The sequence below is a fragment of the Aquimarina aquimarini genome (genome assembly GCF_900299535.1).
Classification (GTDB): Bacteria; Bacteroidota; Bacteroidia; order Flavobacteriales; family Flavobacteriaceae; genus Aquimarina; species Aquimarina aquimarini.
In genome coordinates, this window is sequence record NZ_OMKE01000010.1 from 255873 (window position 1) to 272335 (window position 16463).

Annotated in this window: 17 protein-coding genes; 13 read left to right on the plus strand and 4 right to left on the minus strand. The window is 30.6% G+C overall.

The window, feature by feature from the left end:
* Positions 1–79 precede the first annotated feature (79 nt).
* The 10 genes from lpxA (at position 80) to DG508_RS06400 (ending at position 11393) form a co-directional block, all read left to right on the plus strand.
* Positions 80–862 (plus strand): acyl-ACP--UDP-N-acetylglucosamine O-acyltransferase, encoded by a 783-nt coding sequence (lpxA, locus tag DG508_RS06355; protein WP_108867323.1) that lies wholly within the window; start codon positions 80–82, stop codon positions 860–862.
* 47 nt (positions 863–909) lie between these two features.
* Positions 910–1476 carry an elongation factor P gene (efp, locus tag DG508_RS06360; protein WP_108867324.1) on the plus strand — a complete coding sequence of 189 codons (567 nt, stop codon included), beginning with the start codon at positions 910–912 and terminating at the stop codon, positions 1474–1476.
* 32 nt (positions 1477–1508) lie between these two features.
* Complete coding sequence (gene lpxD / locus DG508_RS06365) at positions 1509–2447, plus strand: UDP-3-O-(3-hydroxymyristoyl)glucosamine N-acyltransferase (protein WP_108867325.1); 939 nt, start codon at positions 1509–1511, stop codon at positions 2445–2447.
* The gene (locus DG508_RS06370) at positions 2440–2847 is read left to right on the plus strand and encodes a nuclear transport factor 2 family protein (RefSeq protein ID WP_108867326.1); all 408 of its coding nucleotides are present in this window, start codon (positions 2440–2442) and stop codon (positions 2845–2847) included. Before lpxD ends, DG508_RS06370 begins: the two co-directional genes overlap by 8 nt.
* A gap of 172 nt (positions 2848–3019) precedes the next feature.
* The gene (gene sucD / locus DG508_RS06375; RefSeq protein WP_103863976.1) at positions 3020–3892 is read left to right on the plus strand and encodes a succinate--CoA ligase subunit alpha; all 873 of its coding nucleotides are present in this window, start codon (positions 3020–3022) and stop codon (positions 3890–3892) included.
* A 201-nt stretch (positions 3893–4093) separates the two neighbouring features.
* Entirely contained in the window at positions 4094–7069 is a 2976-nt protein-coding gene (locus DG508_RS06380; protein ID WP_108867327.1) for a M16 family metallopeptidase, read from the plus strand.
* 138 nt (positions 7070–7207) lie between these two features.
* Entirely contained in the window at positions 7208–7954 is a 747-nt protein-coding gene (gene fabG / locus DG508_RS06385) for a 3-oxoacyl-[acyl-carrier-protein] reductase (protein ID WP_108867328.1), read from the plus strand.
* A gap of 21 nt (positions 7955–7975) precedes the next feature.
* Complete coding sequence (locus DG508_RS06390; protein WP_108867329.1) at positions 7976–10006, plus strand: vWA domain-containing protein; 2031 nt, start codon at positions 7976–7978, stop codon at positions 10004–10006.
* Positions 10007–10029: 23 nt separating this feature from the next.
* Complete coding sequence (locus DG508_RS06395) at positions 10030–10845, plus strand: prohibitin family protein (RefSeq protein ID WP_108867330.1); 816 nt, start codon at positions 10030–10032, stop codon at positions 10843–10845.
* Between the two features lie 77 nt (positions 10846–10922).
* Positions 10923–11393, plus strand: a complete 471-nt coding sequence (locus DG508_RS06400) for an OsmC family protein (protein ID WP_108867331.1) — start codon at positions 10923–10925, stop codon at positions 11391–11393.
* Between the two features lie 26 nt (positions 11394–11419).
* Here the strand turns inward: DG508_RS06400 and mreB are convergent, their stop codons facing one another.
* Positions 11420–12445 (minus strand): rod shape-determining protein, encoded by a 1026-nt coding sequence (gene mreB, locus DG508_RS06405; RefSeq protein WP_108867332.1) that lies wholly within the window; start codon positions 12443–12445, stop codon positions 11420–11422.
* Positions 12446–12741: 296 nt separating this feature from the next.
* Here mreB and cmk point away from each other — a divergent pair, with 296 nt between their 5' ends.
* Positions 12742–13440 (plus strand): (d)CMP kinase, encoded by a 699-nt coding sequence (gene cmk / locus DG508_RS06410; RefSeq protein WP_108867333.1) that lies wholly within the window; start codon positions 12742–12744, stop codon positions 13438–13440.
* Here the strand turns inward: cmk and DG508_RS06415 are convergent, their stop codons facing one another.
* The 3 genes from DG508_RS06415 to DG508_RS06420 form a co-directional block, all read right to left on the minus strand.
* Positions 13441–13806: a hypothetical protein gene (locus tag DG508_RS06415; RefSeq protein ID WP_108867334.1), complete on the minus strand. Its 366-nt coding sequence runs from the start codon at positions 13804–13806 to the stop codon at positions 13441–13443.
* Between the two features lie 282 nt (positions 13807–14088).
* On the minus strand, positions 14089–14253 hold the full coding sequence (locus DG508_RS20970) for a hypothetical protein (protein WP_159090715.1): 165 nt from the start codon (positions 14251–14253) through the stop codon (positions 14089–14091).
* Between the two features lie 242 nt (positions 14254–14495).
* The gene (locus DG508_RS06420) at positions 14496–14873 is read right to left on the minus strand and encodes a LysM peptidoglycan-binding domain-containing protein (protein WP_108867335.1); all 378 of its coding nucleotides are present in this window, start codon (positions 14871–14873) and stop codon (positions 14496–14498) included.
* A gap of 151 nt (positions 14874–15024) precedes the next feature.
* Here DG508_RS06420 and DG508_RS06425 point away from each other — a divergent pair, with 151 nt between their 5' ends.
* Together DG508_RS06425 and DG508_RS06430 are read left to right on the plus strand one after the other, a co-directional pair.
* A complete protein-coding gene (locus DG508_RS06425) occupies positions 15025–15813 on the plus strand; it encodes a tRNA pseudouridine synthase A (RefSeq protein WP_108867336.1) in 789 nt (262 codons plus the stop codon).
* 3 nt (positions 15814–15816) lie between these two features.
* Entirely contained in the window at positions 15817–16458 is a 642-nt protein-coding gene (locus tag DG508_RS06430) for an MOSC domain-containing protein (RefSeq protein WP_108867337.1), read from the plus strand.
* Positions 16459–16463 lie beyond the last annotated feature (5 nt).

Genomic DNA, 16463 nt, shown 5'->3' on the forward strand with positions numbered 1-16463 from the left:
CATAAAAAAGAAACTATAAAACTAGTAAGGATTTAGTAGTTATATAGATTCGCTATTTTTTTATTAAACAAATTAATTGATGAATCAACCGTTAGCATACGTTCATCCAGGAGCAAAAATTGCAAAAAATGTTGTAATAGAACCTTTTACAACCATCCATAATAACGTAGTGATAGGAGAAGGGACTTGGATAGGTTCTAATGTTACTATTATGGAAGGAGCGCGTATCGGGAAAAATTGTAGTATTTTTCCTGGAGCTGTTATTTCTGCAACACCTCAGGATAAAAAATTTAATGATGAAGATACTATAACCGAAATTGGAGATAATACTACAATTCGTGAGTGTGTTACTATTAATAGAGGAACGGCAGATCGAATGAAAACCAAAATAGGAAAAAATTGTTGGATTATGGCGTATTGCCATATAGCACATGATTGTATTGTTGGTGACAATTGTATATTTTCTAATAACAGTACATTGGCAGGACATATTAATGTAGGTGATTACGTGGTTTTGGCTGGTATGGCTGCTGTACAGCAATTTTGCAGTATTGGTAATCACGCATTTGTTACAGGAGGATCTTTAGTACGTAAAGATGTACCTCCTTATGTAAAAGCTGCTCGTGAACCTTTATCGTATGTTGGAATTAATTCTATTGGTTTAAGAAGAAGAGGCTTTACTACAGAAAAAATAAGAGAAGTACAGAATATATATCGAATTTTATATCAACAGAATTATAATAATTCGCAAGCAGTACAAATTATTGAGGCTGAAATGGAAGCAACTCCTGAGCGTGATGAAGTTTTAGAATTTATCAAAAACTCTCAGAGAGGAATTATGAAAGGATATTTTTCTAATTAACACTAGAAAAAAAACGAATACTATACTAATAAGAAATAAAGAATATAATGGCAAGTACTAGTGATATCAGAAATGGATTATGTATAAAGTATAATCATGACATCTATAAAATAATAGAGTTTTTACATGTAAAACCTGGTAAAGGCCCTGCTTTTGTAAGAACAAAATTAAAAAGTGTAACTACAGGAAAGGTAATTGATAATACATTTTCTGCAGGACATAAAATTGAGGATGTACGTGTTGAAACTCATAAATTTCAGTATTTGTATGCAGAAGGAGATACTTTTCATTTTATGAATACAGAAGATTATAATCAAATTACATTAGAGAAATCTTCATTAGATGCTCCAGGTTTATTAAAAGAAGGAGAAGTAGTAACGATAATTATCAACTCTGAAGATCAAATGCCTCTATCTGTAGAAATGCCTGCAAGTGTAATTCTTGAAGTTACAGCAACAGAACCTGGGGTTAAAGGAAATACTGCCACCAATGCAACCAAACCTGCAACTGTAGAAACAGGTGCAGAAGTAATGGTTCCTCTTTTTATTAATGAAGGAGATAAGATTAAAGTAGAAACAGATAAAGGTACTTATAAAGAAAGAATAAAAGAATAATTTTATATACTCTTAATTCCTAATTCCTATTAATGAAATTTCCACAAAAACATACTTTACAACAAATTGCTACTATTATATCTTCAGAATTTGTTGGTGAGCCTAATTTTCCTGTTTTAGGAATGAATGAAATTCATGTCGTTTCTCCTGGAGATATTGTATTTGTGGATCATCCTAAATATTATGATAAAGCACTACAAAGTGCAGCAACTGTAATTTTAATCAATAAGAATGTAGAATGCCCAAAAGGAAAAGCATTGCTTATTTCTGATGACCCTTTTAGAGATTTTAACAAACTTACCAAGTATTTTAAACCTTTTGAAAAGGCTAGTTCCTTAATTTCTGAAACCGCTACAATTGGTCAAAATACAATTATTCAACCTGGTAGCAGTATTGGTAATAATGTAAGTATTGGTGATAATTGTTTAATACATTGTAATGTAAGTATTTATGATAATACAGTAATCGGTAATAATGTAACCATACATGCAGGTACAGTAGTAGGATCAGATGCATTTTATTATAAAAAAAGAACAGAAGGTTTTGATAAACTGATTTCTGGAGGAAGAGTGGTTATTAAAGATAATGTTGATTTAGGAGCTTCATGTACTATAGATAAAGGAGTAACAGGAGATACTATTATTCATGAAGGAACTAAAATCGATAATCAAGTGCATATAGGGCACGATACTGTAATAGGAAAAAAGTGCTTAATAGCCTCTCAAGTAGGTATTGCAGGTTGTGTAGTAATAGAAGATGAAGTTACAATTTGGGGTCAAGTAGGGATAACTAGTGCTATCACTATTGGAACCAAAGCAATTATTTCTGCACAATCAGGAGTAAGTAAATCATTGGAAGCGAATAAAAGTTATTTTGGAACGCCAGCAGATGATTTTAGAAAAAAATATAAAGAAATAGCTTCTATACGGCAGATTCCAGATTTAATAGATAAATTGAACAAAAATGAGTGAAACAGTAAAAGATATTGTAAGGTCCTTTTATGAGACCGATCTTATTCATACTACCGAAGTTTTTTCTCAATATTTACACCCCGAAATAGAATTATATTGGAATAGTAGTTTTGGGTTTAATAAAAAAGATTTTAAGGATATAGTAAGTATGTTTAAAGAGATGTCTTCATCTTTTGACTCACTACGATGTGAAATTAGTCATCTTATAGCAGAGAATCAGACTGTTACTGTTCGGTATACATATTTTGTAAGAACTATAGAAAGACCAGATAAAGAGGAGGCAGTAGCCCACTTTATTACTATTTGGGAATTAAAAGATAATAAATTATATAAAGGATATCAAATAAGTCAACAAGGAGATAATACCTCTGAGAACATGATGTCATTTATATCAAAATGATTAGATCAAATCATTTGTAAACTTTGATTTATAATATTTGAGATATTTTGATATTCATTGAAAAGTAAAAGTTTGAAAAATAAAAAAATATTTTTTTATTTTTCACTTTAACTATAATGTTCAAAAGCTTACTTTTGAAACTCTTTAAAAAAAAATAAAAAATCATAACGCAATGAGTGTTTTAGTTAATAAAGATTCGAAAATTATCGTACAAGGATTTACTGGTAGCGAAGGTACTTTTCATGCAGGTCAAATGATAGAATATGGGACCAATGTTGTTGGTGGAGTTACTCCTGGAAAAGGAGGGCAAACTCATTTAGATAAACCTGTATTTAATACTGTAGAAGATGCAGTAAAAGAAGTAGAAGCAGATACTACAATTATTTTTGTACCGCCAGCTTTTGCTGCAGACGCAATTATGGAAGCAGCAGATGCAGGAATAAAAGTGATTATTACTATTACAGAAGGTATTCCAGTTGCAGATATGATTAAAGCATCAGATTATATCAAAGGAAAAGATTGTAGACTTATTGGACCAAACTGTCCAGGGATCATTACTCCAGGAGAGGCTAAAGTTGGTATCATGCCAGGATTTGTCTTTAAGAAAGGAAATGTAGGTATTGTATCAAAATCAGGAACACTTACATATGAAGCGGCAGATCAAGTAGTAAAACAAGGATTAGGGATTACTACTGCAATTGGTATTGGAGGAGATCCTATAATTGGTACTACAACCAAAGAAGCTGTAGAGTTATTGATTAATGACCCAGAGACATCTTGTGTTGTAATGATTGGTGAAATTGGTGGACAATTAGAAGCAGATGCAGCCAAATGGGTAAAAGAAAGTGGAACAACAAAACCTGTAGTAGGTTTTATAGCTGGAGAAACAGCTCCTGCTGGTCGTACCATGGGACATGCTGGTGCTATTGTTGGTGGTAGTGAAGATACTGCAGCAGCCAAAAAAGCAATTATGAGAGAATGTGGAATACATGTCGTTGATTCTCCTGCTGAAATTGGTAAAAAAGTAGCAGAAGTACTAGGATAAAAAGAAAGAACAAATACATAAAAAAAGCCTCTTGACTTAAATCAAGAGGCTTTTTTGTGTTTGTACAATTATTTGTTAAAAAAATATTAAATATTGTAACATTACCTTAAACTACACGTATTATAGTGAATTAATAGTTAACTAACTCGTTAATACTAACTCAGGTGACAACAACACCACAAAAACAACAAAAAAATAAGTATGAAATTTACTAAATTAACCTTATTACTACTCGCTATTATTAGCTTTGGTAGTTGTAAAAAATCATCAAATGACACCAAAGTTTCAAAGGAAATTAAGGTTGAGAAACACACTGATGGATCTGGTTTCGCTTATGAAACGATTACTAATGATCCAACAGGATTACGATTGTACACATTAGATAATGGGCTAAAAGTATATTTGTCTAAAAATGAAGAAGAACCAAAAATTCAAACATTTATTGCGGTACGCGCTGGTTCAAACTATGATCCTAAAGAAGCTACAGGGCTTGCACACTATTTAGAACATATGGTTTTTAAAGGTACCGATGAAATAGGTACTCAGGATTTTGAAAAAGAAAAAGTGTTGCTACAACAAATATCTGATTTATACGAGCAACATAAATCAGAAACAGATGAAGAAAAGAAGAAAGAAATCTATAAAAAAATAGATAAAATTTCTCTTGAAGCATCAAAAATTTCAATATCCAATGAATATGATAAGATGATTAGCTCCTTGGGTGCAGAAGGAACAAATGCACACACTTGGTTTGAAGAAACGGTATACAAAAATAAAATACCAGCAAACGAACTTGATAAATGGCTCAAAGTAGAAAGCGAACGTTTTAGTCAATTGGTACTGCGTTTGTTTCATACAGAATTAGAAGCCGTTTATGAGGAGTTTAATAGAGGACAGGATAATGATGGTAGAAAAATGTATGCTGCAATGCTTGAAGGATTATTTCCTAACCATCCTTATGGGCAACAAAAAACAATAGGAACTTCTGAGCATTTGAAAAACCCCTCTATGGTTGCTATTCATAACTATTTTAATAAATACTATGTGCCTAACAATATGGCAGTAGTATTAGTTGGAGATTTAGATTTTGACCAAACCATTCAAAAGGTAAATAAGACTTTTGGTAGCTTCGAGAAAAAAGAGGTAGTACATCCAGAATTACCAAAAGAAGAACCAATAACAAGCCCAATAACCAAAGAAGTATTCGGACCAACAGCAGAATCAATTTCTGTCTCATTTCGTTCAGATGCTATAGGAACAAAAGAAGAGAAACTTCTTACGCTTGCTGATATGTTATTGACAAACGGAGAAGCAGGTTTGATTGATTTAAACCTGAATCAAAAACAAGCAGTTCAGAATGCAGGATGTTTTCCTACTTTTTTGAATGATTATGGATATCATCAATTTTATGGACAGCCCAAAGCGGGTCAGACGCTTGATGAAGTAAAAGACTTGTTGCTTTCTCAAATAGAAAAATTAAAAAAAGGAGAGTTTGATGAGTGGATGATAGATGCTGTAATTAATGATTTAAAACTAAGTCAAACAAAAGAATATGAGAATAACACAGCTTTGGCTTCTGCATATTATAATGCATTTATTCATAGAGAAGACTGGAAAGACAAGGTAGAATTCTTGAACGAACTTAAAAAAGTTTCAAAACAAGAATTGGTAGATTTTGCTAATAGATTTTATAAAGACAATTATGTTGTTGTTTATAAGCGAAAAGGAGAAGATAAAAATATTGTCAAAGTAGAAAATCCTGGAATAACTCCTGTAGCGCTAAATAGAGATAAAGAGTCTAAATTTGTGCAAGATTTCAAAAAAATAGAATCTTCTTCTTTACAACCAAAATTTATAGATTATAAAACGGCTATAAAATCTACGCAAACTCAGAGTGGAATTTCAGTTTCTTATATAGAAAACAAAAACAATGATTTGTTTGACCTTAACATCATTTTTGATTTAGGATCTGATCATGATAAAAAATTATTAATAGCTTCAGGATATTTTGATTATTTAGGAACTGATAAATATTCTCCAGAAGAACTTAAAAAAGAATTTTATAAATTAGGAATTAGTTATAGTATTAATTCTTCTGCTGATAAAACTATTGTTGGTATTTCTGGATTAAAAGAAAATTTGGATAAAGGATTGATTTTATTAGAAGATCTATGGAAAAATGCAGTTCCTAACCAAGAAGCATACGACAAATATGTAGATCAAATATTAAAAGGAAGAGAAGATAGTAAAACTCAAAAAGGAAATATCTTATGGAGTGGTCTTCTTAATTATGGTAAATATGGTGAAAACTCAAGATTACGTAATATATATACATACAAGGAACTAAAAAAGATTAACCCTAAGGAGTTGATTGATAAAATAAAGAGCCTTGCTACGCTAAAACAACGTATATTTTATTATGGTAAAGATGTAGATGCAGCAATTACATCCTTAGATAAGAATCATATTATTACTGGAGATTTGAATGACTACCCAGAAAAAATAACTTATACAGAAAACGAAACAGGAGGTAATGTTTACTTTGTAGATTATGATATGGTACAAAGTGAAATGTTGTTTTTGGCAAAAGGAAAAGAATTTGACCCTGAAAAAATGGCAGCTTCTAGTTTGTTTAACACATATTTTGGTAGTGGACTTTCTTCTATTGTTTTTCAAGAAATAAGAGAATCAAAATCATTGGCATATTCTGCTTTTTCTCAATATAGTAATGCGAGCCAACAAGGAGATTCTAACTATTTGTATGCATATGTAGGTACTCAGGCTAATAAAATGCCAGAAGCAGTAGATGCTATGATGGAGCTATTGACAAATATGCCAGAAGCAGAGGCGCAGTTTAATCAAGCTAAAAAAGCAACATTAAAGAAAATTGCAGCTAAGCGAATTACAAAATCAAATATCTTTTGGTCATATGAGGGGCTTAAGAAAAGAGGGATCGATCATGACAATAGAAAAGAAATGTATGAAACTATAGAAAAGATGACATTGGCAGATCTTAAATCTTTTTTTAACGAGAATATAAAAGGAGAATCCTATAATATCCTTGTTATTGGTAATAAGAAAGATATCGATATGAAAGCATTATCAAAACTAGGAGCTGTAAAAGAAATGGATATTGATTACCTTTTTAATTATGAAAAAGAAATAATAAAGCAATAGTTAAAATATTAAATAAAGATGTTTATAAACCCTGTGAGAAATCACAGGGTTTATTGTTGATGACCTATTTGTAATTCTTATATTTGAATTCGTATTTATAAATTGATATACACAAACAAAAACATAGAAATATAAAGAATGAATCTTTTACAAGGTAAAACGGCAATTATCACAGGAGCTACTCGTGGTATTGGCAAAGGAATAGCAGAGGTTTTTGCACAACAAGGTGCTAATGTGGCTTTTACATATAGCTCTTCTGTAGAAGCAGCAAAAACTCTAGAAACTGAATTAAACAGTTTAGGAATCAAAGCCAAAGGATACCAAAGTAATGCTGCAAGTTATGAGCAAGCTCAGGAATTAGCAGCAGATGTTTTAGAAACATTTGGTAGTATTGATGTTTTGGTTAACAATGCTGGGATCACCAAGGATAACCTTTTGATGCGAATGAGCGAAGAAGACTTTGATAAGGTGATTGAAGTGAACTTGAAAAGTGTATTTAACATGACAAAAGCCGTTCAAAGAACGATGCTAAAACAACGTAAAGGAAGTATTGTAAATATGAGTTCTGTTGTTGGAGTAAAAGGTAATGCAGGACAGGCTAATTATGCAGCATCAAAATCTGGGATTATTGGGTTTTCTAAATCTGTGGCACTAGAACTTGGATCAAGAAATATTAGAAGTAATGTTGTTGCTCCAGGATTTATTGAGACAGAAATGACAGGTAAATTAGATGAAAAAGTAGTAGAAGGTTGGAGAAATGCAATTCCATTAAAAAGAGGAGGTACCCCAGAAGATATTGCAAACACATGTCTCTTTCTAGCTAGTGATTTGAGCGCATATATTACAGGGCAAGTGTTGAATGTTGATGGAGGTATGCTTACCTAATACTTTATAGTACTATAAAGAATGCAAACAGAAACAATTTTATTGATCATAGCAGCAGGTATAATCGCATTGATTATTGCACTATATCAATATCTATATAGAGCAAAAAACAGGAAAAAGAAGCTCCTGTTTTTTGCTTTTTTACGTTTTTTAAGTGTTTTTTCACTATTAGTATTATTAATTAATCCTACATTCAAACAAAATATATATTTTGAAGAAAAGCCTGCGTTGGTTGTTGCAGTAGACAATTCTTCCTCCATAAAATATTTAAAAAAAGACAAAGAGATAAAACAATTTGTTAATGAAATTTCTCTTCATAAAGAATTGAATAATAGATTTAATGTTGTCTACTATTCATTTTCTGATAAACTAAAAGATTCTTTACATTTTTCTTTTGATCAAAAGCAAACCAATATTTCAAAAGCTTTAGATGAATTAAATCAGGTTTATAAAAATACAATTGCTCCTACACTCTTATTAACTGATGGTAACCAAACTTATGGAACAGATTATCAATTTAGTACAAAAGGATATAAACAAGTGGTATACCCTGTTATCTCAGGAGATACAATAGCTGTAGAAGACACTAGAATTCAACAACTGAATGTAAATAGGTATGCATACTTAAAAAATAAATTTCCTATAGAAACAATTCTTACCTATTCAGGAAATCAGGATATTACAAGATTATTTCAAATTAAATCAGGGAACAGCACTATATTTTCTCAACCTATTTCTTTTTCAAAAGAGAATAATTCTAATGTGGTTAATTTTACATTGCCTGCAAATAGAGTAGGGGTAAATCAATATGTGGCTATATTATCACCTTTGGATAATGAAAAAAATACGATCAATAACTCAAAAACTTTTGCTGTAGAAGTAATTGATCAGAAGACAAATGTACTTTTGATCAGTGATATGGTTCACCCAGACTTAGGAGCTATTAAAAAAAGTATAGAAAGTAATGAGAGGAGAAGTATTACAATAAGTAAACCAAGTGAAAACAAAGATTTTAATGATTATCAATTAATCATACTCTATCAACCCAATACTAGATATAAAAAAGTGTATGAGAAATTAAATCTGGAGAAGAAAAATTACTTAACCATTATTGGAAGTAAAACAGATTGGGTATTTCTTAATACAATACAAAATAAATATACGCAAGAGATAACTAGGCAAACAGAGTATTATGTACCAAGGTTTAATAATAATTATGCCGCGTTTTTGCAAGATGATATAGGGTTTACTAGTTACCCCCCTTTAATAGGTAATTTTGGTGAATTAAAAATACATGCAAATCATGATCCTTTGTTGTATAGAACAATTGGTACTATTCATACTGAGGATGCTTTATTAGCAACAATAGAACAAAATGGAATAAGAGAAGCAGTGTTGTTTGGAGAAGGTATATGGAGGTGGAGAGCTCAAAACTATATAAATACTCAGACATTTAAAGATTTTGATGAGTTTTTTGGTAAACTAGTACAATATCTAGCCTCTAATAAAAGAAAAAGTAGATTAAATACAATTTCTGAGTCTTTCTATTATGGTAATGCAAGTATTGTTATCAAGGCAGAGTATTTTACTAAAAACTATGAGTTTGATAAAAGGGGGAGCCTAAAAATTATAATAAAAAACAAAGAAACAAAAGCTACTCAAACAATACCAATGCTCTTAAAAAATAATTCATACGAAGTAGATATAAGCAATCTTGGAGCTGGTGATTATGAATATACAGTAGCTGTATCAGGAGAACATATAACAAGATCAGGAAGTTTTGCCATTCTTGAATATGATGTAGAACAACAATTTCTCAATGCTGATGTAACAAAACTACAACAAGTAGCTACTAATACTAGTGGGAAGTCATATTTTTTGAATCAGAAAGAAGCTCTGATAAAAGAATTGATAGAAAATCAAAGATATCAAACCATTCAAAAAAGCAAGGAAAATGTAGTATCTTTAATAGATTGGAAATATCTTTTATTGATCGTTCTTTTATTGCTTACAATAGAATGGTTTGCACGAAAATATAACGGACTTATTTAAAAAAATTAAAACTCAATATTACTATGGAAAGATTACCAAAAATAGGGTTACCTATACTGATTGTTATTATTATACTTATAGTCTTTATCTCAAAATCAACAGTTACCATTGGTTCAGGAGAAGCGGGAGTGCTTTATAAAACATTTGGAGGAGGAGTAGTGACAGATTCACCACCATTAGGAGAAGGGTTTCATTTGGTAGCACCTTGGAATAAGGTAATCGTTTATGAAGTAAGACAACAAGAGGTTTTTGAAAAAATGCAGGTATTATCATCTAATGGATTAGAAATTAAATTAGATGCTTCTGCTTGGTTTCAACCTGATTATAATAAATTAGGGCTGTTGCATCAGCAAAAAGGAGAAAATTATGTAGGAAGAGTTTTGCTGCCAACTATTAGGTCTGCTGCTCGTAGTGTAGTTGGAAGATATACTCCTGAACAATTATATTCTAGTAAAAGAGATGCAATTCAAAAAGAAATTTTTGAAGAAACAAAAAAGATAGTTGGTGATCAGTTTATTCAGCTTAATGAGGTACTGGTACGAGATGTAACATTACCATCTACTATCAAGGAAGCGATAGAACGTAAATTGAGACAAGAGCAAGAGGCTTTAGAATATGAATTTAGATTAGAAAAAGCTAAAAAAGAAGCAGAAAGACAAAAGATTGATGCAGAAGGAAAAGCAGTTGCGAACCAAATTCTAAGTGCTTCTTTAACAGATAAAATACTTAAAGAAAAAGGAATAGAAGCTACATTACAATTGGCTAAATCACCTAACACTAAAGTAGTTGTAGTAGGCTCTGGTAATGATGGGCTACCTTTGATCTTAGGTAATCAATAAAATAATATATGTATTAAAAAAAGGCATTCATATGAGTGCCTTTTTTGATTTAGATAAGCTTAAATCATTTTTATAAAATGAAATTACACACATATAATACTACTGTTAAGTGGACTGGTAATACAGGTAGTGGTACTACAGATTATAAATCATACAGTAGGGATCATTCTATATCATCAATAGGAAAATATGGGGAGATATTATCTTCTTCTGACCCTTCTTTTTTAGGAGATAAAACAAAATACAATCCAGAAGATTTATTTCTTTCTTCATTATCTGCTTGTCATATGTTGTGGTATCTTCATTTATGTACGGTTAATCAAATAATTGTTATAGATTATGTAGATAATGCAACAGGAGTTATGGAAGAGTCTAAAGAGAATGGAGGGAGATTCAAAGAAGTAACTTTACACCCTATTGTTACTGTGCAAAACAAGAATATGGTAGAAAAAGCACATGAAATACATCACGAAGCTAATAAAATGTGTTTCATTGCTAATTCTTGTAATTTTAAGATAGGGCATAATGCCAAAATAATTGTAGAATAGAGCAGTTGATGTTGCTTTGGTCTCTTTTAGATCAAAACATTAGTGTATAGATCTAGGTTTTTCAAAACAATATCACTTCCTTTTACAACGGTTTCAAGAGGTTGATCACCTAGGTGTATAGGCAATTCTGTTGCTTTAGATAATCGATCATCCAATCCTCTCAACATAGACCCTCCACCAGTCAAATAAATTCCTGAATTATAGATGTCAGCAGAGATTTCAGGAGGAATTTCAGAAAGAGTTTCCATAATAGCATTTTCTATTTGAGCAATAGATTTGTCCAAACTTTTTTCAACTTCTTTATAAGATACTAGTATTTGCTTTGGTTTTCCTGTCATTAAATCTCTTCCTTCTACAGCCATATTATCAGGTGGTGATTTTAAATCCTCTAGAGCAGAGCCAATTTTTATTTTTATTTTTTCGGCCATAGATTCACCAATATGCAGATTACGAGATTCTCGTATATATTGAGTTATATTTTCATTAAAAACATTACCAGCTACTTTTATAGATTGTCCGCTGATGATACGACCCATAGAGATAACCGCAATTTCTGTAGTTCCACCACCAATATCAACTACCATATTACCTTTGGGTTCCAAAACATTAATTCCTCCTCCTATTGCAGCTGCAATAGGTTCTGGAATTAAAAAAATATTTTTAGCATTAAGACGCTTTGCAGATTCTTGTACGGCTCGTTTTTCAACTTCTGTACTCCCGCAAGGAATAGAGATAATCATGTTGTAAGAAGTAGAGAACATAGAAGAATTAAGGGTAGATAATTTTTTGATAAATGTTTTTAGCATTTTTTCAGCAGCATCAAAATTAGAGATAACGCCATTATCAAATGGATAAATTGTTTTGATGTTTTTATTTATCTTACCTCGCATCATACCAGCTTCTTTGCCTACAGCAATGATTTTTCCACTTATTTGATGAATTGTTATAATAGAAGGATTGTCTACTGCTATTTTTCCTTTATGTATGATGAGTGTGTTTGATGTGCCAAGATCTACTGCAATTTTTTCATTTAAAAAATCAAAAAAGCCCATGATAAATGTCCTTAGGTTAATATGTAATAAATAAGGGTAAACTAAAGTAACTTATATTCATGCATAATAGTTTAAAGGTAGATAACTTTGAGAAACCATAATTATTGTATTTATAAAGTAATTTTTGAGATCTTAAAAAATCAAAAAATACATTTTCAGTAATAAATAATAATTTCTAGAATTAGAAAGATACTATAAGCATAAGCGTTTATTAGCTATTTTTTTTGAATAACTTATATATTCCAGATTCTTTGCTTTACATTTGAAATCTATTAAATCTGTTATTAAGTAGTAAATTGGAATATAAAAAGATTATAATTGCCATTGATGGGCATTCGTCTACAGGAAAAAGTACAGTTGCAAAACAACTAGCAAAAGCATTAGGGTATATCTATGTAGATACTGGTGCAATGTATAGAGCGGTTTCTTTATATGCAATGAGAAAAGGTTTTATTGATGAATCTATGTTTGATGCTGAAGCTCTTGAGGAAAAATTGAGTGAAATAGAATTAAAATTTGAGATTAATTCAGAAACAGGATTAGCAGAGGTTGTACTAAATGGAGAAAATGTAGAACGAGAGATTAGAACACTTAAAGTTTCAAAATTTGTAAGTAAGATAGCAGCGGTATCCAGTGTACGTAAAAAACTTGTAGAGCAACAGCAGAAAATGGGGAAAGATAAAGGGATTGTGATGGACGGAAGGGATATAGGAACAGTCGTTTTTCCTAATGCAGAGCTTAAGCTATTTATGACTGCTACAGCCAAAGATAGGGCAGAGCGTAGATACCTGGAACTTACAGAAAGAGGAGAAAAAGTTACATATGAAGATGTTTTAAAAAATGTAGTAAACAGAGATCATATCGATAGCACCAGAAAAGATTCTCCTTTAAGAAAAGCAGAAGATGCTTTAAAAATAGATAACTCTAATCTTACTCTAAAAGAACAGTTCGAACAAATTCTACAGATTTCAAAAACAGCTATAGAGACCCACTAATTAATCTTTTGGGAGAACAATTGAGTCTGATAAGTTATTTTCTTTAAGATATATATCAGAAAGCTCTCTTGATTCATAAAGAGTCATATCTTCTTTTACCCATTCGATTAATTGTTTGTATTCATTATCACTTTGTATAATTAATACACGATTAAGTCTCAGTACATGATCCGTAAATTGCTTGTGTTTTTTAATAGAAGTATCAGAAACCAAATAAAAAGGCTTATTCACAAGGATTTTATATTGCTTACCGTTATTCATTACAATTTGATCTTTTCTCTCATAAATTATACGAGTTTTCGATAGTGATTGCGTATAACTGCTCAATGTTGTGAAGATAAAAATAAGTAATAGTATCTTTTTCATAGTTTCTATATCAATTACGACTACAAAATTACGGTAAAACCGTATATGTGTAAGTTTTTTGAATTGATATACTTTATTTTTTCGATAAAGAGTAAGATTTTTCGGGTATATGACAATTTATAAAAGCAAAAAAGCCATTGAAGATAAATCCAATAGCTTTTTCTAATTTTAAACTAAATAATTATTAATTAACTACCAGCTCTAATAAGCTGATATTTTGTAAGTCATTTTATATTAAATTCTATTAAAAAATAAGATAGAAAAGACTATTTGGTTACATTACTATTTAATATACAAAGTAGATGTAGTATTAGTAGTTATAAGTAATTGTGTAATCTCTTTTCTAAATACCAATGAAGTGATCGTGGTAATTAGGTTATCGGGATAAAAAGGAATCTTATGAACATCCAGAAGCATGTTCATGTATAAAAATAACTGAGTTTTCATGTAAATTGAGTTTGTGTGTGGTAAATGTATAAATATTATTTGATGATTTAGTTAATTATTAATGAATTGTTTAGTAATAATTGATTGTTTAAGGTGATTTTTATAATAATATTTAAGTTTTGTTAATAAACATAGAATAATAAGAGATATTCTTATGTATTTATAAGAAAGCATATTTATAATAAATAAAAAGACCACTTTATAAAGTGATCTTTTCTTACTTATAGATTTGTATATTTATCTTAAAGGTTAGGAATAATAAGTTCCTGATCAGGATGGATAACATCTGGATTTTTAAGAACATTTGTATTAGCTTCAAAAATAGCTTTGTATTTCATAGGGTCATCATAATAATGTTTTGCTATTTTACTTAGTGACTCACCACTTTTTACTACATGTCTATGGTATACAGAAGTATCAGCAACTTCTATATCAGCCATGATATCAGAAGGAGAATCTCCACCTATTTCTTTAATTTTATCCCAAAGCTGGTTTTTTTCGTACTGTGTTTGTGCAGTACCTTTTATCTTCAGAGTTCCATTTTCTTCAGAAACATCACCGTTCTGAATATTTAATTCTTGTCCTAAATCCAGAACACTTTGATATTTTGCTTTCACCATAACTAAGTTGATTTTTAAAATTATTAATTAGCTTTACCCAAATATAACAAATAATAGAGTGGAGTTTAAATAATTTGAAGATTAAAAATTAATCAATAATCGTTGAAATGCATAATTTATCTATATTCGAACCATTTTTAACTAAATAATAATGTTCCGTAAACGTTTCTATTACATCGTTCAATTACAATACTTAGGATTTCGATACCATGGTTGGCAGAAACAACCTACAGTTAATACTTTACAACGAATGGTAGAACGAACTATTAATTATGTCTTAGATCATTCAAATTTTAAAATCCTTGCTGCAGGTAGAACCGATGCAAAGGTTTCTGCAAATCAAGCGTATATGGAGTTGTTTGTAGATGGGCAACCTTTGGATATAGAAGAGTTTTATCCATTGTTTAATAAAAATCTTCCTCAGGATATTAGAGCAATGAGTATTGAGCAGACCGATGAGAATTTTAATATCATTCAATCTCCAAAAATCAAAGAATACTTGTATTTGTTTGCTTGTGAAGAAAAATTTCATCCTTTTTGTGCTCCATTTATGTATAATGTAATGGACACATTAAATATTGATATAATGAAAGAAGCTGCGAATTTATTTGTAGGAAAACATAATTTTAGATCCTACTGCCACAGACCGTCAGCTCATACAGTTCTTGAAGGAGAAATTATTTGTTGTGAAATCGAAAAAAATGAAGTGTATACTGCCAATTTTTTTCCAAAAGAAACTTACCTTTTGAGGGTAAAAGGAGAGGGGTTTAAACGAAATCAAATTCGATTAATGATGGGGGTATTATTGGATCTCGGAAAAGGAAAAATAGATATAGATTTTATAAAAAAAACATTGAATCCCGAAGCAGAAGAAATTGTATTAGAACACATTGTTCCAGGTTCAGGATTAATATTAAATGCTATCGAATTTAAAAAATAAAAAATGAAGGTTGTTTCTACAAATATTGCTGAGTTGCGTACTATATTATGGAAAGGAAAAGAAGAAAAAACAGGGATCTATAAACAACCAGTAAACGAACCTATTTTTCTTGGTAAAGAAGATGTAGAAAAAGATCATGTTATAGATAGAAAGTATCATGGAGGAATTGATAAAGCTTGCTATTTATATGCGGTAGATCATTACCCATACTGGAAAGATAAATACCCTGATTTGCAATGGCACTATGGTATGTTTGGAGAGAATATAACAATTGAAGGGTTTGATGAGAATGCTATCAACATAGGTTCTATATACACACTAGGAGAAGCAACAGTGCAAATATCCCGTTGTAGACAACCTTGTTATAAATTAGGTATTCGTTTTGGATCTCAGAAAATATTAAAACAAATGATAGATTCTAAGTACTCTGGGGTATATGTAAGAGTACTTGATCCTGGGTATGTTTCTGTTGGAGATGAGTTGTTACCGAAAAAAGAAAATGTTGATGGGGTTTCTATTGCAGAATTGAATACATTGTTATTTCATTATGATAATGAGAAACATTTGAGTTTGGCTACAAAAGCAATTCAAGATCCATTGGTTTCAGAGGGTGATAAAAAGTATTTTAGAAAAAAAGTAAAATAAATATC

Excerpts from the sequence above, each read along its gene's own strand:
- lpxA (WP_108867323.1), top strand. The coding sequence starts at position 80 with ATGAATCAACCGTTAGCATACGTTCATCCAGGAGCAAAAATTGCAAAA.
- efp (WP_108867324.1), top strand. The coding sequence starts at position 910 with ATGGCAAGTACTAGTGATATCAGAAATGGATTATGTATAAAGTATAAT.
- lpxD (WP_108867325.1), top strand. The coding sequence starts at position 1,509 with ATGAAATTTCCACAAAAACATACTTTACAACAAATTGCTACTATTATA.
- DG508_RS06370 (WP_108867326.1), top strand. The coding sequence starts at position 2,440 with ATGAGTGAAACAGTAAAAGATATTGTAAGGTCCTTTTATGAGACCGAT.
- sucD (WP_103863976.1), top strand. The coding sequence starts at position 3,020 with ATGAGTGTTTTAGTTAATAAAGATTCGAAAATTATCGTACAAGGATTT.
- DG508_RS06380 (WP_108867327.1), top strand. The coding sequence starts at position 4,094 with ATGAAATTTACTAAATTAACCTTATTACTACTCGCTATTATTAGCTTT.
- fabG (WP_108867328.1), top strand. The coding sequence starts at position 7,208 with ATGAATCTTTTACAAGGTAAAACGGCAATTATCACAGGAGCTACTCGT.
- DG508_RS06390 (WP_108867329.1), top strand. The coding sequence starts at position 7,976 with ATGCAAACAGAAACAATTTTATTGATCATAGCAGCAGGTATAATCGCA.
- DG508_RS06395 (WP_108867330.1), top strand. The coding sequence starts at position 10,030 with ATGGAAAGATTACCAAAAATAGGGTTACCTATACTGATTGTTATTATT.
- DG508_RS06400 (WP_108867331.1), top strand. The coding sequence starts at position 10,923 with ATGAAATTACACACATATAATACTACTGTTAAGTGGACTGGTAATACA.
- mreB (WP_108867332.1), bottom strand. The coding sequence starts at position 12,445 with ATGGGCTTTTTTGATTTTTTAAATGAAAAAATTGCAGTAGATCTTGGC.
- DG508_RS06415 (WP_108867334.1), bottom strand. The coding sequence starts at position 13,806 with ATGAAAAAGATACTATTACTTATTTTTATCTTCACAACATTGAGCAGT.
- DG508_RS20970 (WP_159090715.1), bottom strand. The coding sequence starts at position 14,253 with ATGAAAACTCAGTTATTTTTATACATGAACATGCTTCTGGATGTTCAT.
- DG508_RS06420 (WP_108867335.1), bottom strand. The coding sequence starts at position 14,873 with ATGGTGAAAGCAAAATATCAAAGTGTTCTGGATTTAGGACAAGAATTA.
- DG508_RS06425 (WP_108867336.1), top strand. The coding sequence starts at position 15,025 with ATGTTCCGTAAACGTTTCTATTACATCGTTCAATTACAATACTTAGGA.
- DG508_RS06430 (WP_108867337.1), top strand. The coding sequence starts at position 15,817 with ATGAAGGTTGTTTCTACAAATATTGCTGAGTTGCGTACTATATTATGG.